The sequence below is a fragment of the Kribbella shirazensis genome (assembly GCF_011761605.1).
GTDB classification, from domain to species: Bacteria; Actinomycetota; Actinomycetes; order Propionibacteriales; family Kribbellaceae; genus Kribbella; species Kribbella shirazensis.
Genome location: NZ_JAASRO010000001.1, coordinates 150,918 through 176,285, shown reverse-complemented (window position 1 = coordinate 176,285; position 25,368 = coordinate 150,918). Strand labels below are relative to the sequence as shown.

Sequence of the window (25,368 nt, the reverse complement as noted above, 5' to 3'; positions counted from 1 at the left end):
GATTCCATATCCTGGGGTTATGGATCTTCGTCTGCTCCGGGCGTTCGCCACGGTGGCCAGGCTGCGGAACTTCGGGGCCGCGGCCGCGGAGTTGTCGACGAGCCAGCCGGCGTTGACCAAACAGATCCAGGTGCTGGAGCGCCGGGTCGGTGCGGTGCTGTTCAATCGCGGCCGGCACGGGGCCCGGCTCACTCCGGCCGGGGAACTGCTGCTTGCTGACGCTCTGGAGTTGCTCGACCGGGCGGAGGCCTTCGAACGGCGGGCCGCGCAGGTCGCGTCCGGCGCCGAGGGATCGTTGGCGATCGGCTTCGGGCTGTCCGGGATCGAGCTCGCGCCGCGCGCCGTCGCGCTGTTCCGTAGCCGGTGGCCGGGGGTGACGGTCTCGCTCGAGGACATGTCGTCGGCGGTGCAGTGCGAGCGGCTGCTCGCGGGCAGCCTGCACGTCGGCTTCGTACGGCTGCCGGTGCCCGCCGGACTCGAGCACCTCCGGCTACGACGGGATCGCCTCACGCTCGCCGTACCGGCCGACCAGGAGCTGCCACGCGACCTGGGCAGCTGGATCGACGCGCGTCCGCTGGTCCGTCTCACACCGGACCGCGGTCCCGGCCTGACCGCGCAGATCAACACCCTGTACGCCGAACTTGGTTGCCACCCGCAAGTACTTCAGGAGGCGGGCGACCTGCAGACCGTCCTCGCCCTGACCGCGGCCGGCGTCGGACCGGCCGTCGTACCGCAGACCGCCGAGCGCATCGCGCCGCCCGAGGTCCGCCTGGTGCCGCTCCCCGGCCGGGCCGCCACCTGGTGGACCGGCGCTGCCTGGGCCACCCGAACGCCGCTCACCGAACGCTTCGTCAAGGCCGCCGCCGAGGTCGCGCGCAACACGCCTTAGCGCTTGCGGGGTAAGGGCGGCAGCTCGTACGAGTCCAGCCAGGCCGCGAACAGGTGCCGCAGCGCTTCCTCGTCGCGGCTGAACGTCGTCGCCAGGGCGATGAACTCCGCCGTGGTGACCGAGCCGTGCCGGTGCGTCTTGGTCCAGGCCCGGAGCAGTTCGAAGAACGCGTCGTCGCCCAGGTGCTTGCGCAGTACGTGCAAGGTGATCGCGCCGCGCTTGTAGAGGCGGTCGTCGAACATCAACTCGGGACCCGGATCCGACAGCATCAGGTCCTGCGGCAGGCCCTTCAACCGGGTGTGGGCCTTTGTCACCTGCTGATCGGCGGTCAGCCCGCCCGACTCCTCCGACCACAGCCACTCGGCGTAGCAGGCGAAGCCCTCGTTCATCCAGATGTGCTGCCAGTTCGCCGGGGTCAGGCTGTTGCCGAACCACTGATGCGCCAGTTCGTGCGCGACCAGCCGCTCCGACCCGCGCCGGCCGTCGACGTGGTTGCTGCCGAACACCGAGATGCCCTGCGCCTCCAGCGGGATCTCCAGCGGGTCGTCGGTCACCACCACCGTGTACCCGCCGAACGGGTACGGCCCGAACTGCCGGCAGAACAGCTTCATCATGTCCTGCTGCCGCCCGAAGTCGTGCCGGAACGCGCGCACCTGCCCGGTCGGCAGCACGCCCCGGATCGCCACCGGCGCACTGGCCAGGTCCACCTCGTCGTACCGCCCGATCTGCACGGTCGCGAGGTACGTCGCCATGGGCGCGGCCTGGTCGAACACCCACGTCGTACGGCTCGCCTTCACCCGGCGCGACACGAGCCGTCCGTTCGCGACCACCTGGTACGGCGAGTCGGTGGTGATCGAGATGCGGTAGTGGGCCTTGTCGCCGGGGTGGTCGTTGCACGGGAACCAGGTGGCCGCTCCGCTCGGCTGGCTGGCGACGATCACACCCTCGGTGAGTTCCTCCCAGCCGAGCTCACCCCACGGGCTGTCCTCGGGTTTCGGGTTGCCGTTGTACTGGATGTCGACCGAGAACTCGGCGCCGTCGGGGATGCTCGCGGTGACGTAGAGCTTGCCCGCGCGCTGGGTGAAGCGCTGCGGACGGCGGCCGTTCACCGACACCTTCGACGCCCGCAGACCGGACAGGTCGAAGCTGAAGCGGGACAACGGCTCGGTCGCGTAGGCCGTGATCGTTGCCTTGCCGCTCAACCGGTTGCTGCTGACCCGGTAGTCCAGTTCGAGGTCGTACGACTCGACCTGGTAGCCGGGGTTTCCGTGGGTGGGCACATACGGGTCAACCATCAGCCCTGCCAGGGGGCGATCGGGTTCCCGGCCCACCGTGTACCGGCGGGCACACCTTCACCACGCATCACGAGAGACACCGGGCCGATGGTAGCTCCTGCGCCCACGGTGGCGGCCGGGAGCACGATGCCGTGCGGCCCGAGGGTCGCACCAGGTCCGAAGGTGACTGTGTTCATGGAGAGAACTCGATCATGAAACAGGTGCGTTTGCAGCACACAACCGCGATTCACCGTGGCGCCGTCGCCCAAGGTGATCAGATCCGCTTCCGGCAACCAGTACGTCTCGCACCAGACACCGCGGCCGATCTTGGCTCCGAGCGACCGCAGCCAGAGCGCGAGGACCGGCGTACCGGCGGCCGCGTTCGCGAACCACGGCGCGGCGACCAGCTCCACGAAACTGTCGACCACCTCGTTGCGCCAGACGAACGAGCTCCACAGCGGGTACTCGACCGCGCGCGTCCGGCCGACGATCAGCCATTTCGCGACCGTCGCCATACCGCCCGCGACCGCGCCGGCCGCCAGGATCACCGCACCGGCGAGCAGCATGGCCGGGACCGGGCCGAGCCAGATGTCGAGCGCCTGCAGCGCGAACAGCACGAGGAGCGCGATCAGCACGGTGCACATCATCGGTACGAAGCGGCACAGCTCGACCAGGGCACGCGCGACCTTCAGCTTGTACGGCGGGTTGTACGTCCGGCTCTGGTCACCCGAGACCGCCTGGCGCCGCAGCTTCACGGGCGGCGAACCGAGCCACGACGTACCGGCCTTGGACTTCTTCGGCGCCGCGGACAGCACCGCGACCAGGCCGTTCTTCGGGACGCTGCGTCCGGGGGCCGTCATCCCCGAGTTGCCGAGGAAGGCGCGTTTGCCGACCTTCGCGCCGGCCACGTGCAGCCAGCCGCCGCCGAGCTCGTACGACGCGATCATCGTGTCGTCGGCCAGGAACGCGCCCTCGCCGACCGTGGTCATCTTCGGCAGCAGCAGCACCGTCGAAGCTTCGACGTCGCGGCCGATCTTGGCGCCGAGGGCGCGCAGCCACCACGGCGTCAACAGGCTTGCGTACAACGGGAAGAGCAGGGTGCGCGCGGAGTCGAGGAGCCGCTCGGTCGCCCAGACCTGCCACCCGATCCGGCTGCGGACCGGGTAGTGACCGGCCTTGATCCCGATGCCGAGCAGCCGTACGCCGATCAGGGTCAGGACCGCGATGGTCGCGAATCCGACGAGCGTCATCAGCGGGACGGCGGCCAGCGCGTTGAGCGCCGCGTCGGGCAGGCTTCGCGTGCCGCGCAGGGCATGACCGAGAACGGCGAACGCCGCCGCGGCACCAGCGACCGGGATCAACGACATCAGCGCGGACTGGGCGCCGTACGCCGCCACCCACCACGGAGCGCGGTCGGGACGGTGATCCGGCCACGGGTGCCGTGCGCGACCGATCCTGGCCGCGGGGGAACCTGACCAGCGCTCGTTGTCCGGGACCTTGCCGGACACGGCCGATCCGGCCATGATCTCGGCGCTCCGGCCGATCTCCGCGCCGGGAAGCAGCGTGCTGCGGGAGCCGACGACCGCGTCCGCGCCGACGGAGATCGGGCCGACGTGCAGCTGGTCGCCGTCGATCCAGTAGCCGGCCAGGTCGACCTCGGGCTCGATCGAGGCGCCGCGGCCCATGGTGAGCATGCCGGTCACCGGCGGCAGGGTGTGCAGGTCGACGCCGCGGCCGATCTTCGCGCCGAGCGCGCGGGCGTAGTACGCGATCCAGGGGGCGCCCGCGAGGTTGGCGGCGCCGGCGGCGTCGGCGAGATTCTCGGCGGCCCACAGCCGGACGTGGACGTTGCCGCCGCGCGGATACGTACCGGGCTCGAGGCCGCGGAGCAGGATCCGGGCTCCGACGACCGCGATGCCCATCCGGCCCGCGGGACTGATCAGGATCAGCCAGCCGGCCAGGACCCACCACCACGACACGGTCCGCACCCACGGGAGCGGCTCGACCAGCGTCGCGAGCAGATTGTTCAGCGTGAACAGGTAGACCAGCCAGCGGACGCCGACGACGGTCTGCAGGATCAGGGTCAGCGCGGTCTGCAGGAGCTGGGTGCTCTTCGGGGTCGGCCGGATCTCACGCAACTCGACCGGCTCCAGCGCAGCGGGCCGGAACTCGTCGAGCCGGTCCGCGAGAGCGCCGAGCCGCGGGTACTCATAGATGTCGGCGACCGTGACCTCCGGGTACCGCTCACGCAGCGCGGACACCAGCTGCGCCGCCGCGAGGCTGCCACCGCCGTGCAGGAAGAAGTCGTTGTCGGGCCCGGTGACCTTCGCGCCGAGGACCGTCGTCCAGCGCTCCGCCAGCCAGCCCGCCGTACCGGTGAGCTCGGCGGGCGGGCCGTCGCTGTCCATCCCGGGCAGCGGCCACGGGAGTGCGTTGCGGTCGACCTTGCCGGACGTCCTGGTCGGCAGCGTGTCGACGATCGCCAGCAACGGGACGAGCGCCGCGGGCAGCGCTTCACGGAGTCGCTCGGTCGCCTTCGCGTTGTCGAAGGCTTCGGGGTCGTCCGGTACGACGTACCCGACGAGGAGCTGATTGCCCGCGGCGCTGGCGCGGACGGCCGCTGCGGCGCCGGAGACACCGGGCAGGGCCTGCAGGGCGGCGTCGACCTCGCCCAGCTCGATCCGGCGGCCGCCGAGCTTGACCTGCTCGTCGGCGCGGCCCTGGAACAACAGGCCGAGCGGATCGGAACGCACCAGGTCGCCGCTGCGGTACGCGCGTTCCCAGCCGAGGGTCGGCATCGGCGCGAACTTCTCGGCATCCTTGACCGGGTCGAGGTAGCGGGCCAGGCCGACGCCGCCGATGATCAGCTCACCGATCTCGCCGTCGGCCACTTCGTTGCCCTGGGCATCTACGACCGCGAGGTCCCAGCCGTCGAGCGGGAGGCCGATCCGGACCGGTCCCTCGCCGGTGAGCTGCGCGGCGCAGGCGACCACGGTGGCCTCGGTCGGGCCGTAGGTGTTCCAGACCTCGCGGCCTTCGACCGCGAGGCGTTCGGCCAGCTCCGGTGGGCAGGCCTCGCCGCCGAAGATCAGCAGCCGGACCTGGTCGAGCGCGTCCGCCGGCCAGAGCGCCGCGAGCGTCGGCACCGTCGAGACCACAGTGATGCCTTGGGCAACCAACCACGGCCCGAGGTCCATGCCGGTCCGGACCAGGGAGCGCGGCGCCGGGACCAGGCAGGCGCCGTGCCGCCAGGCCAGCCACATCTCCTCGCAGGACGCGTCGAACGCGACCGACAGGCCGGCCAGTACGCGGTCGTCCGGCCCGATCGGCTCGTCCTGCAGGAACAGGCGGGCCTCGGCGTCCACGAACGCCGCGGCCGAGCGGTGCGTGACCGCGACGCCCTTCGGTACGCCGGTCGAGCCCGAGGTGAAGATGATCCACGCGTCGTCGGACGGCTCCGGTCCGGTACCGCCGCGCGGGGAGTCCGTCGTACTCGAGGAATCCATCCGGGCGGAGTACGGGTAGTCGAAGGCGCCGTCGGCCGCGTCGTTGTCGGCGATCGGCTGCGGCTGCGGGCGGGTGATCGTGAGCTCGAGGTCGTCACCGACGGTCGCGGCGACCCCGGCCTCGCCAAAGACGAGCTCGGCCCGTTCGTCGGGGTCGTCGGCGTCGACCGGTACGTACGCCGCACCCGCTTGCAGGGTGCCGAGAATCGCGACGTACAGGTCGTTGTGGCCCGACGAGATCCGGATGCCGACGCGGTCGCCCGGCCCGATCCCGGCGGCGGTCAGGCGGCCGGCGAACTTGGTGGTCTGCACCAGGAGTTCGCGATAGCTGAGGCTGACGCTGCCGTCGTCCAGGGCCGGCTCGTCGGCGTACCTGTCGGCGGTCTCCTCGAGCACGTCCACCAACGTCCGCGCGGCCGTCGCCAGGTCCCCGCGTCGCAACGTCACGGGCGGATAATACGCCGCTCAGTTAAGCGGGGGACAACCCCAGGCAAACATGTGGGTCCGGCCATCAACCGTTTGTTCGGCCCGTCACTGGACGAGATCGGCTGGTGCGGCGAAGGTGTCGCAGGCCTTGTTGGCACCGACGTTGAAGCCGTTCTGGATCCAGAAGCCCTGGCTGGTCGCCAGACCGTGGGTCCGCTCGTCCTCCGGCGTACTCGGTGACTCTCCGAAGCTGTTGCTGGACTGCTCCTTGAACTCGTCCAGCCGGTCGGTCAGCGGGTACGACCTCGCGACCGCCTTGCTGAACACGCCGGCGAAGCAGGAGGCCTGCAACTCGTTGCGCCGCGAGCTGTCGAGCTTCCGCTCCGGGTGGTCCTGCAGGTAGACAGCTCGCGCGTAGAACAGCCCGGTGATGCCTTGGACGTGGTGGCCGTACTCGTGCGCGATCGTCATCAGATACGCCAGGTCCTGCTGCGGGCCGAACGCGCGGTTCATCTGCTTCACGTCGACGTACATGACCTGGTTGCCGTAGCAGTAGAACGCCAGGACGCGTCCGGACAGCGGCTGGAAGTTGCCGCACGCGGTCTGGACCGGCTGGTCGAACACGACCAGCCCAGGGTCCGGCTTGTCCTGGCCGAGCTCCTTGAAGATCGGCCGCCAGGCGTCGTTGAGACACTTGAAGAGGCGCTGGTAGTAGACCTTCTGCGACGCCAGGCTGGCGCTGCCGAGGTTAGCCGCCTTGCAGTTCTGCTCCTGCAACGGACCGGTGCGGTAGACGTCGGCGTTCAGCAGGAAGTCCTCGGCGGTCCCCTTCTCCGGGCTGGTGGTCGGAGTAGGCACGATCGACGGCCCGCTCACCCTCGGCTCGTCCGGCCCGGCGGTGTCTTCGGTGGCCCCCGTCCACAGCACGACCGCCAGGACGGCCGCCGACACGCCGAGGAAGATCAGCATCGTGAAGGCGACCAGGACCAGGCGGAACCCGCCGCCGCGACGGGGCGGCGGCTGGAACCCGTTGAACTGGCCAGGACCGAAGGACGGACCCCACTGACCCTGGTACGGCCGTCCCTGCGGAGGAGCTTGCGGGTACTGACCCTGTTGCGGCGGCCACGGGGCGGCCTGCGGTGGCGGCAGCACGCCGGGCGGCTGGCCGACGGGCCGGTCCTGTGGTGGACCGCCGTAGCCGTACGGGCTGCTCACAGCGCTGGCCTCCATCGGGGTCGGTGTCGTCTGGCGATGGCTAGTTCGCTGTGCGAACCGGCACGAGACTACCCTCGACCCATGTCACTGAAGCGCCGCCTCCTTCCGGCAGCCCTGCTGATGTCCCTTTCCGCGCCTGTCGCCGGCCTGTTCGTTGCCCTGAGCCCGGTGTCCGCACAGGCCGCCGTACGGGCGGACGACCAGATCACGGCGTACACCGCGGACGCGACGCTGACCAAGGACGGTCAGCTGCAGGTCAAGGAGACGGTGGACCTGACGGCCGGCGGTACGACGTTCAGCCGCACGCTGACCACCCGGGCCCGGTCCGACTCCGATCGCGACCGCACCTACGAGGTGACGAACGTGTCCGCGACGGTGAACGGACAGCCCGCGCAGGGCTTCCAGAACGAGAGCACCGACAACGGCCGCAAGCTGACGCTGAACGTCTCCGGTCAGTCGAAGATCGTCTACAGCTACACCGTGGACAACGTGGTCGCCGACTCGACCGAGGGCCGCGAGGTGAGCTGGCCGGTCGTGCAGGGCTTCGCCACCTCGATCCCGACGGCCAGCCTGAGCATTAACATCCCGTTCGCCACCTGGGTGACCTGCTTCGCCGGGCGCACCGGATCGAGCATGCCGTGTACGTCGTCGCAGCTGGCCGAGTCGGCCGCGCTGGAGATCCAGCAGAACGGCGTACCCGCCGGCGGCCGGGTGACGTTCCTGACCGGCCTGAGCGACCAGGCCAACATCCAGCCGAACGCGGAGTACGCGACGCGCTGGTCGCTCGGGCGGGCGTTCACCGTCGACTTCACCACCGTCGGACTGGCTGTGGTCGTGTTCGGGCTCGGTCTGCTCGGTGCGGTTGCCCTGTGGTTCTTCCGCGGCCGGGACGCCGCGAAGGTCGGTGACGGCGCGCCGGAGCGTCCGGTACTCGACGGTGCCGACGGACCGCAGTTCGCGGCACCGGACGGCATCCGGCCGGGTCAGGTCGGCACAGTGGTGGACGAAACGGCCGACGTCGTCGACATCACCGCGACCCTGCTGGACCTTGCCGTCCGCAACTACCTCACGATCGTCGAGCAGCCGCGGGAGTCGCACTTCGGCCGGCTGGACTGGGAGCTGCGGCGGCTGCACCCGGGCGGCCCGGAGCTGCTGGCGTACGAGAAGGCCCTGCTGGACGCGGTGTTCGCGGACGGCGACGCCGTGCTGGTCTCCGCACTCGGCCCGGCGCTGCGGCCGCGGCTCAACCTGGTCCGCGAGCAGCTGTACGCCGACGTGGTCACGCAGGGGTGGTTCAAGAGCCGCCCGGACGCCGACCGGAACCGGTGGACCACCGCGGGCCTGGTGCTGCTCGGTGCGGGCGTCGTACTGACCATCGTGCTCGCCATCGTCAGCAAGTTCGCTCTGGTCGGGTTCGCGGTGATGGCGGCCGGTGTGGTGCTCGCACTCATCGGTCAGGTCGCACCGGCCCGGACGGCGCGCGGTGCCGCCGTACTCGGCCGTGTGGCCGGTCTGCAGCACTACCTGACCAACGAGACGTCGGCCGACCTGCCGCAGAGCCACCGGCTCGAGTTCGCGTCCCGCTGCCTGCCGTACGCCGCTGTGCTCGGGCTGACCGAGAAGTGGGCGCTGGAGATCGCAGCGACCGATGACGACGACGATCCCGACGCGGGCATCGGCTGGTACTCCGGCCCGGAGAACTGGCACCTGTCCGACATCGGCGAGTCGCTCAGCAACTTCGTGACCTCGTTCGGCGGCAGCCTGACCACCGCCCGCCGCCTCTTCGGCTGAGGCGGGCGGTGGCCGGCCGCCGTCAGTTCACCCGGACGTCGGCCGCGGTGAAGGTGTTGCAGGAGTCCGGCTTCTTGTTGTTGTAGCCGGCGATCGACCACTGGTAGTTGCTGACCCGGTTGCCGTGGTCGTGGACCCGCGGCCGGGCGTAGTCGTCACCCGAGTGCGAGATCAGGAACTTCCAGTTGGTGAGCAGTACGCCGTTCATCGGGATGAACGCGGCGTTCGCGCCGAGGTAGACGGCGCCGAGGCAGGTCGCCTGCAGCTCGCGGCGGCGGCTCTCCATGAGCTTCTGGTTCGGCGTCATGCTCTTCTGCCGTGCCATCGACGACGCGAGGATCCCGGTCAGCTTCTGCACGTGGTGGCCGTACTCGTGCGCGAACGTGTTCAGCATGACCGCGCGGGCGTAGACCGGGTTGGACTTGTAGTACCGGTTGTCGACCGCGAACGGCAGGTAGATCGTCTCGTTCGCACCGCAGTACGCCGCCCGTACGCTGCGCTGGATGCCGCACGGTGACGGCACCTTGCCGACGTACACGACCGCCTTCGGGTTGCGGAACGGGAGGTTCGCCTTCTTCATCGCCAGCCACCAGGTGCGGTTCAGGCAGGGCAGCAGACGGTTGTAGTACTGCTGCGCGGCCGGGACCGTGACCGGTGCGAACGGCGGCTCGCCGCACTTCGACGCGGCGACCGGGCCGATCGTGTAGAGCCGGCTGCCCTTCACGACCTCGTCGACCGTCGGGCCGCGCGGCGTCGACGGGGACGGGCTCGGCGAGGCGGACGGGCTGGCCGACGGGGACTCCGAGGCCGGAGCCGTCGTCGGGGTCTCCTTCGCCTGCGGGTCGCCGGCGCCGACGGTGCGGACGATCAGTGTGATGCCGGAGCCGAGCACGAGAACGGCGAGCACGACCAGGCCGATCAGGATCCCGCGCGACAGCTTCTTCTTACGCCGCCGCCGGCCACCCGGAGGCTGCGGGATCGGGATCGGCGGGTACTGCCAGGTCGGAGCCTGCTGCACCGGTTGGCCCATCGGACCGATCTGCCCTTGCTGGCCGCCCTGCGGGGCCGCATGCCGGGCGGAAGGCTGCTGACTCTGCGGCGGGAGGGCGTTGCTCCAGGGGGAGGACGGCTGCTGCTGGCTCTGACCGCCTTGAGTGCCCCAGAGGTAGGAGCCCTCGGAGTGCGGGCCCGCCTGCTGACGCGGTTGCTGCTGCGAAGGCGAAGCCTGCCAAGCACTCGACTCAGACCCACCCGCACCAGCCGCCGAGCCCGCCTGCCTCGAGCTGCCCTGTCCTGCGCTGCCCTGAGAGCCTGTGCCCTGAGTCTGGCCGGTCTGCAGAGTCCAGGACTGGGAGCTCCAGGTCCCTCCGTCCTGAGAGGTACCCGAGGTGGGTGTGTTCGGGCGGTCTGTCTGCGAGGAGCCGGACGCGCTGCTGTCCGGTGTACCAGGCTGCGACCCCGCCGGAGCACCTCCGCCGTGGGACGGTGGCTCGGACCACGAGGGTCGCGGCTGCCAAGGATCAGGCGCACCCGAACGACCCTGCCCCGCCTGTGTCGAGCCGCCGTCCTGACGAGGCGAAGCCGACTGCCAGGAGTCCGCCTGCTGCCCCGTCTGCCCAGAACCCTGCTGCCAGGCACTGCGCGACCCAGGCCCCGCTTGGCCAGGCCCTACTTGCCCGCGGCCCGCTTGTCCGGGGCCGGACTGGCTGGGGCCTGCTTGTCCAGGGCCCGACTGGCTGGGGCCTGCTTGTCCAGGGCCCGACTGGCCCGGACCCGACTGCCCCGGACCCGACTGCCCCGGACCGGGCTGCGTCTGTCCGGACTGGGTTGGGCCGGGCTCGGCCGTCCAGTGCTGTCCGGCACCAGGCTGGGACTGACCAGGCTGGGACTGACCAGGCTGGGAGTAACCGGGCTGGGACTGACCGGGCTGGGACTGACCGGGCTGGGAGTAACCGGGCTGGGAGTAACCGGGCTGGGAGTAACCGGGCTGGGAGTAACCGGACTGACCGGGGCCGGACTGGCTGGGGCCGGGCTGAGCGGGGCCGGGCTGACCGGGGCCGGGGTGGTTGGGGTTGTGGGTGGGGGGTTGGTCGGGGTGTTCGCGGCGGGTGGGGTCCCAGCCGCCGTCGAACCAGTTCTGGGCGGGGACTTCCGGTTGGCCCGGGCTCTGGAACTCGCGCTTGGCGTCGGTGCCGCCCGTCCACCAGGACGCGGACTGTCCTTCCCCAGGACCCGGCCGCACCTCGTCGGCCCGCGGACCCGCGTCATTGTCCCGCGAACCGAACCACCCTCCAGCCCCACCCTGCCCCGAACCAGGACCGGCCGCCCCAGGACCCGCCTGACCACGACCCGCTTGACCAGGACCGCCCTGACCAGGACCGCCCTGACCGGTTCCCCCCTGACCAGAGCCCGGTTGGTCCGGATCTGTCTGGCCCGGAACGGGCTCCTGTGGGCGGTCCGGCTGGCTGTCAGCCGGGTCGCTCCCCGGGGGCTGGTTCCAGTTGTCCGACATCGATGCTCCTCACGACCTTGCTGGGTACAGCTCATTGGTGGGGTGCACAAGCCGCTTCCCCCCGGACATACTTTGCGCGATCCGGACCCACCAGGCTAGCTACCCCGGCCAGTCGTTTCGCTGGAGACCGGTCAGCGTCCCCACCCTGCCCTCACTGCACCTTGGCGGCAGGTGCGACGAAGGTGTTGCACGCGCTCGGGTTGCGGGCGTTCCACCCGCGGGTGGCCCAGTACTTGTGGTTGCCCGCGTCGCCGTGGTCGTTGGCGTAGTCGGTCACGTTCCCGATCAGCCAGCGCCACTGGACGAGCGACTGCCCGGTGATCGGGTACGTCCGCCGGTTCGCGCCGATGAAGATGTCCGAGAAGCACGACGCCTGCAGCTCGAGCCGCCGGCTGTCCTGCAGTTCCATCGCGTACGTCGGACGCTCGTACCGGATCCGCGAGTACGCCTGCAGGATCCCCATGTTGTACTGCACGTGGTGCCCGTACTCATGGGCGAACTGGTGCAGCATCCACATCCGCGCCCAGACCTTCTGATAGCTCTGCGAGTACCGGTTGTAGTTGCCCATGTCTTCGGTCAGGTTCATGTAGATCGTGTCGTTGGTGCCGCAGAAGAACGGCGGACCGGAGTCTGACTTCGACCCGCACGGCGTCGAGACCTGGCCGCTGAAGATCCGCACGTTCGGTGCCCGGAACCGTCCGCCCGCCTTCGTCACCAACGGCGCCCACGACTTGTTCAGGCAGCCCAGCAGGTTCTTGTAGTTGGCGCGCGCGCCGGCCACGGTGCTCTGCCGAGCCTTGGACTCCCGGCAGCCCACGGACGCCATCGCGCCGGCCTTGTACAGCCGGTTCCGCACGACCAGGTCGCTGTCGGTCGGACCGGGCTTGGTCGTCGGCGTGCTGGTCGTGGTCGACCGTGTGGTTGTCGGCTGCGGCTGCTTGGTGGTCGGCTTGGCCGTCGGCACGTTGTTCGTCGCCTTGGTCGAAGGCCCGTTCGTCGGCTTGACCTTCGGGCTGTACGACGTCGTGGTGGTCGGCCGCGCGTACTTCGGGTCGCCGTCGCCCTTCAGCGCGAACCGCAGTACCCCGACACCAATCACCAGCACACCGAGCAGCACGAGCGCGGCGATCAGCCCGCCGCGACCCTTCTTCTTCGGAGGCTGCGGTCCACCAGGCGGAGCGCCCCAGCCGAGCTGCGGCTGCCCCTGGAACGGCTGCCCGTGGTGCGGCCCCTGAGGTCCCTGGAACGGAGCTCCCTGGAACGGAGGCCCTTGGAACGGAGGTCCCTGAGGAGGCCCCTGGAAAGGCGGGCCCTGGGGTGGGCCGGCGGGGCCACCAGGAGGCGGCGGACCGCCGTACCCCGGGCCCTGTTGCCACGGCGGAGGTGGCTGCTGGGGCGGCTGCTGCTGTCCGGGCGGTGGACCCCATTGGTTGCCTGACACGCCCGAGACGCTACCGGAGCGCGGGCTCAACTTCCCTGACGGCCGGAGACGGGCGCGATTGTCCACGTCCCGGTCCCGGTTGGTTGCCTGACACCCCCCAGACGCTAGGGTGCGCGTGTCAACCTGACCCTCTCTCTACGGTGTGATTGGGCGATGCGTCTACGTCTCCTCGGGCTCTCCCTGTGTGCCCTCGGCCTGCTCGGCCTGTCCGTTGTCCCGGCCGGGGCGGCCGAAAGCAGCGCGACCGCCGACCCGGTGGTCACCAACTACGACAGTCAGGTCCGGGTGGAACGTGACGGACTGCTCCGGGTCGCGGAGACCTGGAAGCTCAGCAACGTCAACGGGACCTTCACCCGGTTCCTCGTCACCCGGGACCACCTGCCCGACGACGTCGACCACGTGCAGCAGGTCGGCGACCTGCAGGTCAAGGCCGGCGGCCAGGACAAGAAGGCCGAGCTGAAGACCGAGGGCGACGTCACGTCGATCGCCGTACCGGACATCACCAGCGGTACGACGCAACTCGAGGTCACGTATACCGTGAAGGGCGCGGTGGCGGAGACCCTGGACGGCACCGAGGTGCGGTTCTCGCCGCTGACCGGGATCAACCTCCCGATCCAGAACGCGAACGTCGTCTTCAGCGTCCCCGAGGTCACGCACGTCGCGTGCTTCGCCGGCCCGGTGGACAGCAACATCCCCTGCACGCTGGCGCAGATCGGCGAGACGTCCGGCCCGACGTTCCAGCAGGCGGACCTGCCGCCGGGCAACACGATGACGATGGCGGTCGGGTTCCCGAAGGGACAGATCGCGGCGAACTCGATCATCGAGTACCGCCACACCTTCAAGCGCGCGTTCTCCACCGACGCGGCCCAGTTGATCACCGCGCTGGCCGTACTGCTGCTCGGCGCGATCGCGCTGTTCGTGCTGTACCGGCTGCGTGGCCGCGACCAGGTCGACCCGCGCCGCGTCGTCCCGGCGTCGCTGTTCAGCCTCGGCACCGACGCGCGGATCGACTTCACCCCGCCGTCGGACCTGCGCCCCGGTGAGGTCGGCACGCTGATCGACGAGCGGATCGACCCGGTCGACGTGACCGCGACGATCATCGACCTGGCCGTCCGCGGTCACATCACGATCGTCGAACTGGAGCACAGCACCGAGTTCGCGCGGCCGGACTGGGAGCTGCGCCGGGTCTCGAACGCACCGTCGGAGGAGCTGCAGCGGTACGAGAACGTACTGATCCGCGCGATCTTCGGCGACGCCGACTCGGTGCTGGTCTCCGAGCTCGGCAAGCAGGTCCGCGCGAATCTCGCCCAGGTCCAGGACGCGTTGTACGACGGCGTGGTCAAGCGCGGCTGGTTCACCGAGCGGCCGGACCGGACCCGGTCGCTGTGGGCAACGATCGGTATCGCGGTCACCGTCGTCGGTGTCGTCGCGACCGTGCTGCTCGCCCTGCTGTCGACCTGGGGTCTGCTCGGCATCGCGATCACCCTGGTCGGTGTCGGCCTGCTCGTGGTCGGCCGCTACATGCCGGCCAAGGCGCCGGCCGCCGGCCGCGTGCTCGGCCAGGTCGCCGCGATCCGCGGTGAGCTGCTGGAGATGGACGTCAGCGAACTGCCGACCGACCAGCACACCGAGCTCTGCTCGCGCGCCCTGCCGTACGCCGTCGTCCTCGGCGGCTCGGACCGTTGGATCGACGCACTGGTCGCGACCGACGCCACGCCGGACGAGGAAGACTCGGGCTTCGCTTGGTACCGCGGCCCGCGCGGCTGGCACCTGCAGTACCTGCCGGACTCGCTCCGCAACCTGACCACCAACCTGACGGGCGCGCTCTTCGCCCGCTGAGCGGTCTTCAAAGAACAGTGCCCGCCACGCCGCCCCGGCGTGGCGGGCGCTGTCGTCTCTACCAGTTGTGCTGCGGGTCGGACGGCGCCGGCAACGCCGTACCCTCCGGGGGGATCACGTAGACCAGACCGCCCGAGTGCGGCACCCATGCGTTCTCGAACGCTTCCCGGTCGTACGTCGTCCGCACCTGGTCGTTGCTCGCGATCAGATGCGACGCCGGGTCGTTGACGACCACGTCGCCGTTCTGGTCGAACCCGACGATCACCATCAGGTGCCCGTTCGTCCCGTACCCGGCACCGGGCAGGTCGCCCTTCTTGAACGACAGCGACGCGATCAGCGGGATCCCGGCCTTGATGAACTGCTCCGCCTCGGTCAGCGACCGCAGTCGCGTGACGAACCCGTCCACGCCGCGCGAGCCGGCGTACGCCGTGTTGAACGGCCAGTTGCCCGCCCCGTCGTACGCGTAGTCGAACACCGACCGGGCCGCGTGGTCGACCTGTGGATCGGCGTCGGACGGATCGACCCACGCGGTCTCGGCCGCGCTCGGGCCGGCACCGTAGTAGTCGAGCACCATCGCGGTCGACGTCGCCGAGCACCAGGCCTCGCCGCCACCGTCCCACTGCGGGTAGTGGCCGATGTGCGTCTCCTGGGAGTACGTCGGTACGTCGAGGACGATGCCCTCCGCGCCGCCGAGGGGGCTGACGGCAACCTTCTTGTCCAACGGCAGCCTGGACGCCATCGCGCCGACGGAGCGGACTGTCGGCGACTGCGTCGTACCGCTCAGCCGGTACAGGGTCACCTTCAGCTGCCAGCGGTCGAGCCACTGGCCGGACGCGGACTGGAAGGTGTCGACGGCAACGGACCCGTTGGCGTCGCCCTGGCTCGGCACCGACGTGCGGTGGATGTCGCCGGCCGCGGTGTCGTCGCCGCTGGACCAGCGGCCGAGCACGTACCACTTGGTGGTCGTGCCGAGGTTCGTCGTACCGGCCATCGACACCTCGACCCAGGTGCCCGGCGGGGTGGTGGCGTTCCAGGAGGCGATCAGCTCGGTCAGTCCGAAGCCGGTGCTGACCTGCGGTGAGACCCAACTGGTCTGGTCGTACGTCTTCGCGGTGCCGTCGCCGAACGGGTCGACGTACGACCTGGTGCCGGTCGACGTACCGAAGGTGAGGGTGCCGTCGGCGACGGTGGTGCCGAACCGCTGACCGGCCAGGAAGTCGTCGGTCGACGTCCAGGCCTGGTAGGCGATCTGCCGTGCCGGATCAACCTTCACGGCTTGGCTCGGCAGGCTGCCGGCGCTGAGCACGACCGCACCAACGACGAGTGCGGTTACGGAACGGGCGGAGGTCATAACTCCGACGGTAGCCCCGCTGGCAGTTGCTGTCACGGGGAAGGCGTGGCGCGGGAAAAAGTTACGAGCCCATCCTCACGGATTGCGGAGCTCCCACTCCTCGAAGAGCATCGCGAACACGAGTTCGTCGGTCCACTCGCCCTTCAGGTACTCGTTCTTCACGAAGTGCGCCTCCTGGCGCAGGCCGAGCCGCTTCAGCAGTTTCACCGAGCTGTCGTTGCGGGCGTCCAGCCGGGCGATGATCCGGTGCATGCCGAGCTCCTCGAACCCGAGCCGCAGCAGTTCGACCGACGCCTCGGCGGCGTACCCGTGGCCGTGCGACTCCGGATGGAAGACGTACCCGAGCTCGCCGGTGCGGTGCTCGGCGTTGTTGACGAACAGTGTCACCTCACCCAGGTGCCGGCCGGTGTCCCGCAGGATCACGGCGACGGTGAGCGCTTGGCCGTCGGTGTCCATGGGGACATCGGCCAGCCGGCCGGTGAGGGCCTCCTTGACCTGCTCGGGCGTGCGTGCGTCGTACAGCAGATAACGTGCGACGTCCGGATTCGACTGCAGTTTCAGCAGGTCGTCGTAGTCGTTCTCGACGTAGCGGCGCAGGAGCAGACGGTCGGTCTCGATCGGCAGCGAATAGCTCACCGATCGAGACTAAGCGACCGCCGCAACGGATTTAACCGTTGGCGAGCGCCTGCAACCGGCTGTAGTCGCCGTTGAAGCGGTTCTGGTCGATGGGGCTCGAGGTCCACTGCCAGAAGGTGTAGAACGGCCAGCCGCCCGGCAGCGTGCCGACCGTGGAGGAATAGCGCGCGACCCAGAGCGGGTTGGTCGAGTTGAACGCGGTGGTGTTGCCGGTGCAGCGGGTCCACCAGTCGAGGTTCGTGTAGATCACCGCGTCGCGTCCGGTCCGGGACTTGTAGGTGGTCAGGAAGTCGCGGATCCAGCTGACCATGCCGGCCTGGGTCTTTCCGTAACAGGTCGCGCCGTACGGGTTGTACTCGATGTCGAGAGCACCCGGCAGCGTCTTGCCGTCGCGCGACCAGCCGCCGCCGCTGCTGGCGAAGTAGTTCGCCTGCGTCGCGCCGCTGGAGCTGTTCGGCAGCGCGAAGTGGTAGGCGCCGCGGATCATCCCGACGTTGTAGGAGCCGTTGTACTGCTGGGCGAAGTACGGGTTCTTGTACGACGTGCCTTCGGTCGCCTTCACGTACGCGAACCGCTTGCCTTGGCCCCACCAGTAGGTCCAGTTGACGTTGCCCTGGTGGCTGGAGACGTCGATGCCGTCGACGACCGCGGCGGTTCCCATGTCGGTCGGAGCGGCGGCGCTGGTGGTCTGGTTCTGCATCCAGCCCATGTACGCCTCGCCGCCCTTGGTGATGCCGTGCTGGCGGGCGGTCGGGGTGGGCTGGTCGGCGGTGCTGCTTGCTTGGGCGGGGCCGATCGAGGCCAGCAACAGGCCAAGAGTGACGGCGGCACCCGTGAAAAGGGCGGACTTCACGGTTTCCTCCAGAGAGCGATGAGGGGCGGACAGAGCGCTCGGCCTGGGTCTTACCCGGATCCGCCAACATCCAACCCTGGGTCACTGCTGTTTGGTGATTATTTACCGGCGTCACCTCCCGTTACCCTTGAGCGGTGACTCTTCGCTTGTACGACACCGCAACAGCTGCAGTGAGGGATTTCGTGCCTGTCCACCCGGGCAAGGTCGGGATCTACCACTGTGGGCTGACGGTGCAGGGTGCCCCGCATGTCGGGCACATCTACAAGGAAGTGGTCTTCGACGTCCTGCGCCGGTGGCTGGAGCGCTCCGGCTACGAGGTCACCGTGATCGCGAACGTCACCGACATCGAGGACAAGATCCTGGCGAAGTCCGCCGACCGCGGCATCCCGTGGTGGGCGCACGCCTACGAGTTCGAGCGCGAGCTGCACTGGGCGTACGACGTCCTCGGCTGCCGCCCGCCGACGTACGAGCCGCGTGCCACCGGGCACATCCCGGAGATGCTCGAGCTGATCGAGCAGCTCCTCGACCGCGGCCACGCGTACGTCGCCCCGGACGGGTCCGGCGACGTGTACTTCGACGTCCGCTCGTGGCCGGAGTACGGCGCCCTCTCGCACCAGCGGATCGACGACATGGAGGCCGCCGAGGACGCGGACCCGCGCGGCAAGCGCGACCCGCGGGACTTCGCGCTCTGGAAGGGGTATGTCGAGGGCACGCCGCGGACCGCCTCGTGGCCGACGCCGTGGGGGCGCGGCCGCCCGGGCTGGCACCTGGAGTGCTCCGCGATGGCCGGGAAGTACCTCGGCGAGGAGTTCGACATCCACGGCGGCGGGCTGGACCTGCGGTTCCCGCACCACGAGAACGAGCTGGCCCAGTCGACCGCGGTCGGGCAGAAGTTCGCCCGGTTCTGGATGCACAACGCGCTCGTCACCACGGCCGGCGAGAAGATGTCGAAGTCGATGGGCAACAGCGCCGTCGTCCGGAACGTCGTCGAGCGGGTCCGCCCGATCGAGCTGCGCTACTACCTGGTGCAGTCGCACTACCGGTCGGTGGTGGAGTTCTCGTTCGAGGCGCTCGACGAGGCCGCGAAGAGCTTCCAGCGGATCGAGGGATTCGTGACCCGGGCCGCCGAGGTGACCGGTGGGGCCGATCCGGCCGCCGGGCTGCCGGGCGACTTCGTGGCCGCGATGGACGACGACCTGGGGACGCCGGCCGCGATCGCCGTACTGCACAACACCGTGCGGGACGGGAACAAGCTGGTCGCGGACGGGGACTCGGAGGCACTGCGCGAGGCGCTCGCGTCGGTGCGCGGGATGCTCGGGGTGCTCGGGCTGGATCCGCTGGCCGAGCCGTGGGTGTCGCGGACCGGCGGAAGCGACGAGCTGACCGAGGTGGTCGACGGGCTGGTGAAGGCCCTGCTGGAGCAGCGGCAGGCCGCCCGGGAACGCAAGGACTACGCGGCCGCCGACGCGGTCCGCGACCGGCTGAAGGCGCTCGGCGTCGTCGTCGAGGACACCCCGCAGGGACCACGCTGGTCTCTCGCGGCCGCAACTACTGACGAAGGAAACTGACGTGCCAGGCAGCAGCCAGCGCAAGGGAGCCATCCGGAAGAAGCCGCGGGGCAACCCGACGGCAGGTTCCGGTGGCCGGGTCCGCCGCGGACTCGAGGGCAAGGGCCCGACGCCGAAGGCGGTCGACCGGGTCAAGCACCCGGCACACAAGCGGGCGAAGGCGGCCGAGCGCGCCAAGGAACGCGAGCGCAACCGCCGTCCCCAGCGTAAGGACTCCGACTCGTCGGTCGAGTGGGTCTACGGGCGCAACCCGGTGGTCGAGGCGCTCCGGGCCGGCGTGCCGGCCGCCGCGCTCCATGTTGCCGAGGGCACCGAACGGGACGCCCGGCTGCGCGAGGCGTTGCTGCTCGCGGTCGAGACCGGCGTCTCGGTGCTCGAGGTGCCGCGGCCGGAGCTCGACCGGGTGACGGCGGGCGGTGCGCACCAGGGCGTCGCGCTGCAGATCCCGCCGTACGAGTACGCGCACCCCGACGACCTGCTGGATCGGGCGTACGAGGCGCAGGAGGTGCCGCTGATCGTGGCGCTCGACGGCGTGACGGACCCCCGCAACCTCGGGGCGATCACGCGCTCGGCGGCCGCCTTCGGCGCGCACGGTGTCGTCGTGCCGGAGCGCCGTACGGCGTCCATGTCGGCGTCGGCGTGGAAGACGTCGGCCGGTGCCGCGGCCCGCATCCCGGTCGCCCGCGCGGGCAACCTCAACCGCGCCCTCAAGTCCTACAAGGAAGCCGGCCTCCTGGTCATCGGCCTCGACATGGACGGCGCCGTCGACCTCCCGTCCTTCGAAGCCGCCACCGAGCCGATCGTCCTGGTCATCGGCTCCGAAGGCAAAGGCCTGGCCCGCCTGGTCCGCGAGAACTGCGACCTGATCGTCTCCATCCCCATGACCAGCGCCACCGAATCCCTCAACGCCGGCATAGCCGCCGGCGTAACCCTCTACGAAATCTCCCGCCGCCGCGCCTAGAACGTGAGTGTGGGGCCGGGGTGCTTCCCCGGCCCCACACTCATGTCTGGATCAGTAGACGCTCACGCCGTAGCGGGAGAGGACTTCGGTGACGGGCTGGAAGTAGGTGGTTCCGCCGGTGGTGCAGTTGCCGGAGCCGCCGGAGGTGAGGCCGAGGGCTGTTGAGCCGGCGAACAGGGCGCCGCCGGAGTCGCCGCCTTCGGCGCAGACGTTGGTGCGGATCAGGCCGTAAACGGTGCCCTCGGCGTAGTTCACCGTGGCGTTCAGCCCGGTGACCGAACCGCTGCGCAGACCGGTGGTGCTACCGCTGCGCCTGACCGTCTGCCCCACGTAGGCGTTGCCGGCGGACGTGATGTCCTGGGTGGAGCCGTTGTAGAGGTTCACGGAACCCGGGTGGTTCGTGTACGACGAGCTGTACCTGACGATCCCGTAGTCGTTGCCCGGGAAGCTCGTCCCGTACCGGGTGCCGAGCAGCGTGGTCCTGGCCGAGTTGGCGTACCAGCTCGAGCCGATGTTGGTGCAGTGACCGGCGGTCAGGAAGTAGTACGTGCTGCCGCTGCGCACGTTGAAGCCCAGCGAACAGCGGTACTGCCCGCTGTAGATGGCGTCGCCGCCGCGGATGAACTTCGTCAGCTTGCCGGACATCTTCTCGAGCTTGATCCGGTCGCCGAACTGCTTGGTCACGCCGGTCAGTTTCGCCAGCTTCGTGCCGGTGACCGTGTCGTCGTACGACACGATGATCCGGCCGTCGGGGTCGGTGTGCCACGCCGTACCCGGGATCGTCGCGTCCTCGTTCAGTGTGGACGTGATCGCGGCGGCGGACAGGGTGGACGGTTCGACCGGTGCGGCCGAGGCCTGCGTTGCCAGGAGTCCGGCGGCGGCAAGCCCGGCCGCGGCCAGGAGTGCGGTGGTACGGCGGATGGGGGACATGTTCATCGGTTTCAGCCTCCTCACGATGAGGACGCCTTCGGGGCGGGGCGTCCTTGACTTCAACCGAGTCCAGTCCTACCCACTATCTCCCTGAGTATTCAACCCCTCCCGGAGAGTAGGGGAAACCTGCGCTCAGTAGATGTAGACGCCGTACGCGTTGAGGGCTTCCACCACCGGCTGGAAGTAGGTCACCCCACCCGACGTGCAGTCACCGGATCCGCCGGAGGTCAGCCCGAACGCCCACTGCCGGTAGAACAGCGGCCCGCCGGAGTCGCCCGGCTCGGCGCACACGCTGGTCCGGATCAGGCCGGCCACCCGCCCGTCGCCGTAGTTCACGACCGCGTTCAGCCCGGTCACGCGGCCGCTCTTCAGGCCGGTGGTCGCGCCCGAGCGGTACACGAGCTGGTTCAGGCCCGGCGTCATCGCCCGGGTGATGTCCTGCGAGCGCCCGTTGTACAGGTACACGCTGCCGCCCGGCGTCTTCAGCGGGATGTCGGTGCGGTACACGACCAGGGCGTAGTCGTTCCACGGGTAGCTGGCGTGGTGCACCGCCCCGGTGAACACCCTGTGGGCCGGGTCCTGGTACCAGCGGGCCGCGTCGACACCGCAGTGACCGGCAGTGAGGAAGTAATACTTGCCGCGCCGCTGCACGTTGAAGCCGACGGTGCACTTGTAGTCGCCGCCGTACGTCGCCATGCCGCCGCTGATGTACTTCTGCAGCTTGCCGGGCAGCTTCTCGAGCTTGACGTTCGGGCCGAGCTGCTTGGTCAGACCGGTCAGCTTGGTCAGTTTCGTGCCGGTGACGGTGGGGTCGTACGACACCAGGACGGTGCCGTCCGGCTGCGTCTGCCACGCCGTGCCCGGGGTGTGGACCTGGTCGTTGAGCGTCGCGGTGATCGCCCTGGCGGACAGCCGGGGCGGCTTCACCGGATCCGCCCCGGCGGGGACGGCGGCGGTCAGAGCGAGAGCGGCGGCCGCCACCACGGCCGCTGTTCGTCGGAGAGATTTCATGGGCAACAGCCTTCCGGGGCGTACGGCTCTGATGCGCGAGGTGGCAGCAAGAGGACGATGCCCAACCCTAAGGGGACCAGGGTGCGTCTCAGTCGAGCCTGAGGGAGTGCAGCACGAAGGAGGCCAGTTCGCGGTACGCCTCCGCGTCGTTCAGGCCGGTGCGGCGGGCGATGTCGCCGCGCTGGATCGCCTGCATGGTGTGCGCGATCATCTCGGCCGCGAACGCGATGTCGACCTGGCGGAAGGTCTTGTGGTTGATCCCGTCCTCGATCAACTGCCGGACCCGCTCCGCGGCGATCCGGGTGTTCCGCTCGTACACCGACCGGGCCGGCGCGAACGTCGCCACGTCGTCGAGGAAGGTCCTGCTGGCCGGCCGCAGGGCGTCCGCGACCGCGTTCAGGTACGCCGCGATCCGCCGGTCGTGCCGGGTCTGCCGGGCCACTGCCGACTCCACCTGCGCGGTGGCATTCTTGAAGTAGTGCTTGACCACCTCGACGGCGAGCTGCTCCTTGCTCGGCGCGAGCGCGTACAGGGTCGTCTTGCTGCAGCGCAGCTCGGCGGCCAGGTCGTCCAGGGTGAACCGGCTGAACCCCTGTTCGAGGAACAGGGTCAGGAGCCGGTCGAGCAGCTCGGACTGCCGGCGGGTACGTCGCCCCGGAACGACTGTTGTCATATCGAGACAGCATAGAACGATACGGAATTATGTTCGCCAGTATCATTCCGAGTATCATTCGGGGGAGTTGCTGAGAGGGGGGCCTGATGGCTGTCGACCGACTCCTGCCCACTGACGAATCCATTGACCTGCTCGCCCTGGTCCGGGACCTGTGTGAGCACGAGCTCGCCCCGTACGCCGCCCACGCCGAAGAGACCGAGACGTTCCCGCGGGGAGCGTTCCGCACCCTCGGCAAGGCCGGTGTGCTCGGCCTTCCCTATCCGGAGCAGTACGGCGGCGCCGAACAGCCGTACGAGGTGTACCTGCAGATGCTCGAGGAGGTCGCCGCCGCCTGGATGTCGGTCGGCGTCGGCGTCTCGGTGCACACGATGACCAGCTACGCGCTCGCGACGTTCGGGACCGACGAGCAGAAGGGCCGGCTGCTGCCGGACATGGTCGGCGGCGAGCTGCTCGGGGCGTACGCGCTGTCCGAGCCGCAGGCCGGCTCCGACATCAGCTCGATGACCACTCGGGCCGTCCGCGACGGCGACGAGTACGTCCTGAACGGGACCAAGGCGTGGATCAGCCACGGTTCGCACGCCGACTTCTACACCACCTTCGCCCGGACCTCCGACGACCGGACCCACGGGATCTCCGCGTTCCACGTGCCGGCCTCGGCGGACGGGCTCAGCTTCGGCGCCCCGGAGCGGAAGATGGGTCTGACCGGGTCGACCACCACGCTGGTCAACTACGACGACGTCCGGGTCCCGGCCGCGAACCTGATCGGTTCCGAGGGGCAGGGCATGCGGATCGCGCTGTCCGCGCTGGACTCCGGCCGGCTCGGGATCGCCGCGTGTGCGATCGGCCTCGCGCAGGCGGCGCTCGAGGCGGCGGCGACGTACGCGAAGGAGCGGCAGCAGTTCGGGCGGTCCATCGCGGAGTTCCAGGGCGTGCAGTTCCTGCTCGCCGACATGGCGGCCGCGGTCGAGTCCGGGCGGTCGACGTACCTGCAGGCCGCACGCCGGCGCGACCTCGGCCGGCCGTTCACGCAGCAGGCGGCGATCGCGAAGCTGGTCTGCACGGACGCGGCGATGAAGGTGACCACGGACGCGGTGCAGGTGCTCGGTGGGTACGGTTACACCCGGGAGTTCCCGGTCGAGCGTTACATGCGCGAGGCCAAGGTGACCCAGATCTTCGAAGGTACGAACCAGATCCAGCGGCTCGTCATCAGCCGTGATCTTTTGAGGAGCGTTTGATGAAGTTCAGCCCGTCCGACGTCGCCCTGGTCACCGGTGGTGGTTCCGGGCTCGGGGAGGCGACCGTACGGCGGTTGGCGGCGGACGGGCTCGGGGTCGTGATCGTCGACCTGCCGTCGTCCGCGGGCAAGGCGATCGCGGACGAGCTGGGTGACCGGGTGGTGTTCGCGCCGACCGACGTCACCGACGAGACCGCCGTCACGGCGGCACTCGACGCGGCCGACGCGTTGGGCACGTTGCGGGTCGCCGTGAACTGCGCCGGCGTCGCGACCCCCGGCCGGGTCGTGGGCCGGAAGGGGCCGTTGCCGCTGGCAACCTTCCGGCAGGTGATCGAGATCAACCTGATCGGTACGTTCAACGTGCTCCGGCTGGCCGCCGAGCGGATGATCGCCGCCGAGCCCTCCGAGGACGGTGACCGCGGCGTCGTGGTGATGACGGCGTCGATCGCGGCGTACGACGGCCAGGTCGGGCAGGCGGCGTACGCGTCGAGCAAGGGCGGGATCGTCGCGCTGACGCTGACCGCCGCGCGCGACCTCGCCGACAAGGGCATCCGGGTCGTCACGATCGCGCCCGGCACCATGGAGACTCCGATGCTGGCCGGGCTGCCGGAGGAGACACGGACGGTCCTCGAGCAGCAGGTCCCGCACCCGTCCCGCCTCGGCAGGCCGTCGGAGTACGCCGCCCTGGTCCGCCACGTTCTCGACAACCAACTCCTGAACGGCGAGGTCATCCGCCTGGACGGCGCTCTCCGTATGCCGCCGCGTTGATGGACCGCTGCGTGGCTTTGGTGTGCGTCGGCGGCCGCTGATGCGCTTCCGGGCCGTGCTGTTGCGTGTTGGCTCGCCGTTCGCGCAGCTCTGGTTCCGGGTGCGCAAACCGACGACGTACGGCGTCAAAGCATTGCTACGCCAGGCGGACGGCCGCTTCCTGGTCGTCCGCCACTCGTACGCCGACACCCGCCGCTGGGCACTACCCGGCGGCGGCTACAAACCCGCCCGTGAAACCCCGGCCCAAGCCGCTGCCCGTGAGGTGCACGAGGAGCTGGGCCTTGTTGTGTCCGCCGACGCCTTCACCGTCCTCACCACTCTCACGACACTTGAAGGCAAGCACGACACCCTCACGATCCTCGCCGCGTTCGTCGAAGACGATGCGTTGAGGCTGTCCGCGGAGATCGCCGAGGCGCGGTGGGTGAAAGACCTTCAGGAATTGGGCGATGCGCCGCTGTCCAAGTGGTTGCTCTTGGCACTCGTCGAGTAG

The 25,368-nt window shown here is 69.8% G+C and carries 19 protein-coding genes; 8 read left to right on the top strand and 11 right to left on the bottom strand.

Annotated elements, in window-relative coordinates:
- The first annotated feature begins 19 nt into the window (after positions 1–19).
- Positions 20–889 carry a LysR family transcriptional regulator gene (locus BJY22_RS00760; protein ID WP_167203257.1) on the top strand — a complete coding sequence of 290 codons (870 nt, stop codon included), beginning with the start codon at positions 20–22 and terminating at the stop codon, positions 887–889.
- Here BJY22_RS00760 and BJY22_RS00755 read toward each other — a convergent pair.
- The 3 genes from BJY22_RS00755 to BJY22_RS00745 form a co-directional block, all read right to left on the bottom strand.
- The gene (locus BJY22_RS00755) at positions 886–2,184 is read right to left on the bottom strand and encodes a M1 family metallopeptidase (RefSeq protein WP_167203256.1); all 1,299 of its coding nucleotides are present in this window, start codon (positions 2,182–2,184) and stop codon (positions 886–888) included. The two genes, BJY22_RS00760 and BJY22_RS00755, sit on opposite strands and share 4 nt — an antisense overlap.
- A complete protein-coding gene (locus BJY22_RS00750) occupies positions 2,184–6,116 on the bottom strand; it encodes a Pls/PosA family non-ribosomal peptide synthetase (protein ID WP_167203255.1) in 3,933 nt (1,310 codons plus the stop codon). Before BJY22_RS00750 ends, BJY22_RS00755 begins: the two co-directional genes overlap by 1 nt.
- An 84-nt stretch (positions 6,117–6,200) precedes the next feature.
- On the bottom strand, positions 6,201–7,310 hold the full coding sequence (locus BJY22_RS00745) for a neutral zinc metallopeptidase (RefSeq protein ID WP_337757921.1): 1,110 nt from the start codon (positions 7,308–7,310) through the stop codon (positions 6,201–6,203).
- An 81-nt stretch (positions 7,311–7,391) separates the two neighbouring features.
- Between BJY22_RS00745 and BJY22_RS00740 the strand changes: the two genes are divergently transcribed.
- Entirely contained in the window at positions 7,392–9,101 is a 1,710-nt protein-coding gene (locus BJY22_RS00740) for a DUF2207 domain-containing protein (protein WP_167203253.1), read from the top strand.
- Between the two features lie 22 nt (positions 9,102–9,123).
- Here the strand turns inward: BJY22_RS00740 and BJY22_RS00735 are convergent, their stop codons facing one another.
- Together BJY22_RS00735 and BJY22_RS00725 are read right to left on the bottom strand one after the other, a co-directional pair.
- Complete coding sequence (locus BJY22_RS00735; protein WP_167203252.1) at positions 9,124–10,131, bottom strand: neutral zinc metallopeptidase; 1,008 nt, start codon at positions 10,129–10,131, stop codon at positions 9,124–9,126.
- 1,633 nt (positions 10,132–11,764) lie between these two features.
- Positions 11,765–12,712 (bottom strand): neutral zinc metallopeptidase, encoded by a 948-nt coding sequence (locus BJY22_RS00725; protein WP_337757918.1) that lies wholly within the window; start codon positions 12,710–12,712, stop codon positions 11,765–11,767.
- 495 nt (positions 12,713–13,207) lie between these two features.
- Here BJY22_RS00725 and BJY22_RS00715 point away from each other — a divergent pair, with 495 nt between their 5' ends.
- Complete coding sequence (locus BJY22_RS00715) at positions 13,208–14,893, top strand: DUF2207 domain-containing protein (RefSeq protein WP_167203250.1); 1,686 nt, start codon at positions 13,208–13,210, stop codon at positions 14,891–14,893.
- Between the two features lie 58 nt (positions 14,894–14,951).
- On the opposite strand, the gene BJY22_RS00710 is transcribed toward BJY22_RS00715, so the two are convergent.
- The 3 genes from BJY22_RS00710 to BJY22_RS00700 form a co-directional block, all read right to left on the bottom strand.
- Positions 14,952–16,244 carry a peptidase C39 family protein gene (locus tag BJY22_RS00710; protein ID WP_167203249.1) on the bottom strand — a complete coding sequence of 431 codons (1,293 nt, stop codon included), beginning with the start codon at positions 16,242–16,244 and terminating at the stop codon, positions 14,952–14,954.
- A gap of 75 nt (positions 16,245–16,319) precedes the next feature.
- Positions 16,320–16,880, bottom strand: coding sequence for a GNAT family N-acetyltransferase (locus BJY22_RS00705; protein ID WP_167203248.1), 561 nt, complete (start codon positions 16,878–16,880; stop codon positions 16,320–16,322).
- A 31-nt stretch (positions 16,881–16,911) separates the two neighbouring features.
- Entirely contained in the window at positions 16,912–17,733 is an 822-nt protein-coding gene (locus BJY22_RS00700; RefSeq protein WP_337757916.1) for a lysozyme, read from the bottom strand.
- Positions 17,734–17,867: 134 nt separating this feature from the next.
- Between BJY22_RS00700 and cysS the strand changes: the two genes are divergently transcribed.
- Both cysS and rlmB read left to right on the top strand, forming a co-directional pair.
- Positions 17,868–19,301, top strand: coding sequence for a cysteine--tRNA ligase (gene cysS / locus BJY22_RS00695; RefSeq protein WP_167203247.1), 1,434 nt, complete (start codon positions 17,868–17,870; stop codon positions 19,299–19,301).
- A 1-nt stretch (position 19,302) separates the two neighbouring features.
- The gene (rlmB, locus tag BJY22_RS00690; RefSeq protein WP_167203246.1) at positions 19,303–20,262 is read left to right on the top strand and encodes a 23S rRNA (guanosine(2251)-2'-O)-methyltransferase RlmB; all 960 of its coding nucleotides are present in this window, start codon (positions 19,303–19,305) and stop codon (positions 20,260–20,262) included.
- Between the two features lie 51 nt (positions 20,263–20,313).
- Here rlmB and BJY22_RS00685 read toward each other — a convergent pair whose 3' ends face one another.
- The 3 genes from BJY22_RS00685 to BJY22_RS00675 form a co-directional block, all read right to left on the bottom strand.
- Positions 20,314–21,198, bottom strand: coding sequence for a S1 family peptidase (locus BJY22_RS00685; protein WP_167203245.1), 885 nt, complete (start codon positions 21,196–21,198; stop codon positions 20,314–20,316).
- A gap of 126 nt (positions 21,199–21,324) precedes the next feature.
- A complete protein-coding gene (locus BJY22_RS00680) occupies positions 21,325–22,203 on the bottom strand; it encodes a S1 family peptidase (RefSeq protein WP_167203244.1) in 879 nt (292 codons plus the stop codon).
- 88 nt (positions 22,204–22,291) lie between these two features.
- Positions 22,292–22,876 carry a TetR/AcrR family transcriptional regulator gene (locus BJY22_RS00675; RefSeq protein WP_167203243.1) on the bottom strand — a complete coding sequence of 195 codons (585 nt, stop codon included), beginning with the start codon at positions 22,874–22,876 and terminating at the stop codon, positions 22,292–22,294.
- 86 nt (positions 22,877–22,962) lie between these two features.
- Between BJY22_RS00675 and BJY22_RS00670 the strand changes: the two genes are divergently transcribed.
- Genes BJY22_RS00670 through BJY22_RS00660 form a run of 3 tightly spaced genes read left to right on the top strand, consistent with a single transcriptional unit; the run spans position 22,963 to position 25,368 of the window.
- A complete protein-coding gene (locus BJY22_RS00670) occupies positions 22,963–24,111 on the top strand; it encodes an acyl-CoA dehydrogenase family protein (protein ID WP_167203242.1) in 1,149 nt (382 codons plus the stop codon).
- On the top strand, positions 24,111–24,878 hold the full coding sequence (locus tag BJY22_RS00665) for an SDR family NAD(P)-dependent oxidoreductase (protein ID WP_167203241.1): 768 nt from the start codon (positions 24,111–24,113) through the stop codon (positions 24,876–24,878). The genes BJY22_RS00670 and BJY22_RS00665 overlap by 1 nt, the downstream gene beginning before the upstream one ends.
- A gap of 40 nt (positions 24,879–24,918) precedes the next feature.
- Positions 24,919–25,368: an NUDIX hydrolase gene (locus BJY22_RS00660; RefSeq protein WP_167203240.1), complete on the top strand. Its 450-nt coding sequence runs from the start codon at positions 24,919–24,921 to the stop codon at positions 25,366–25,368.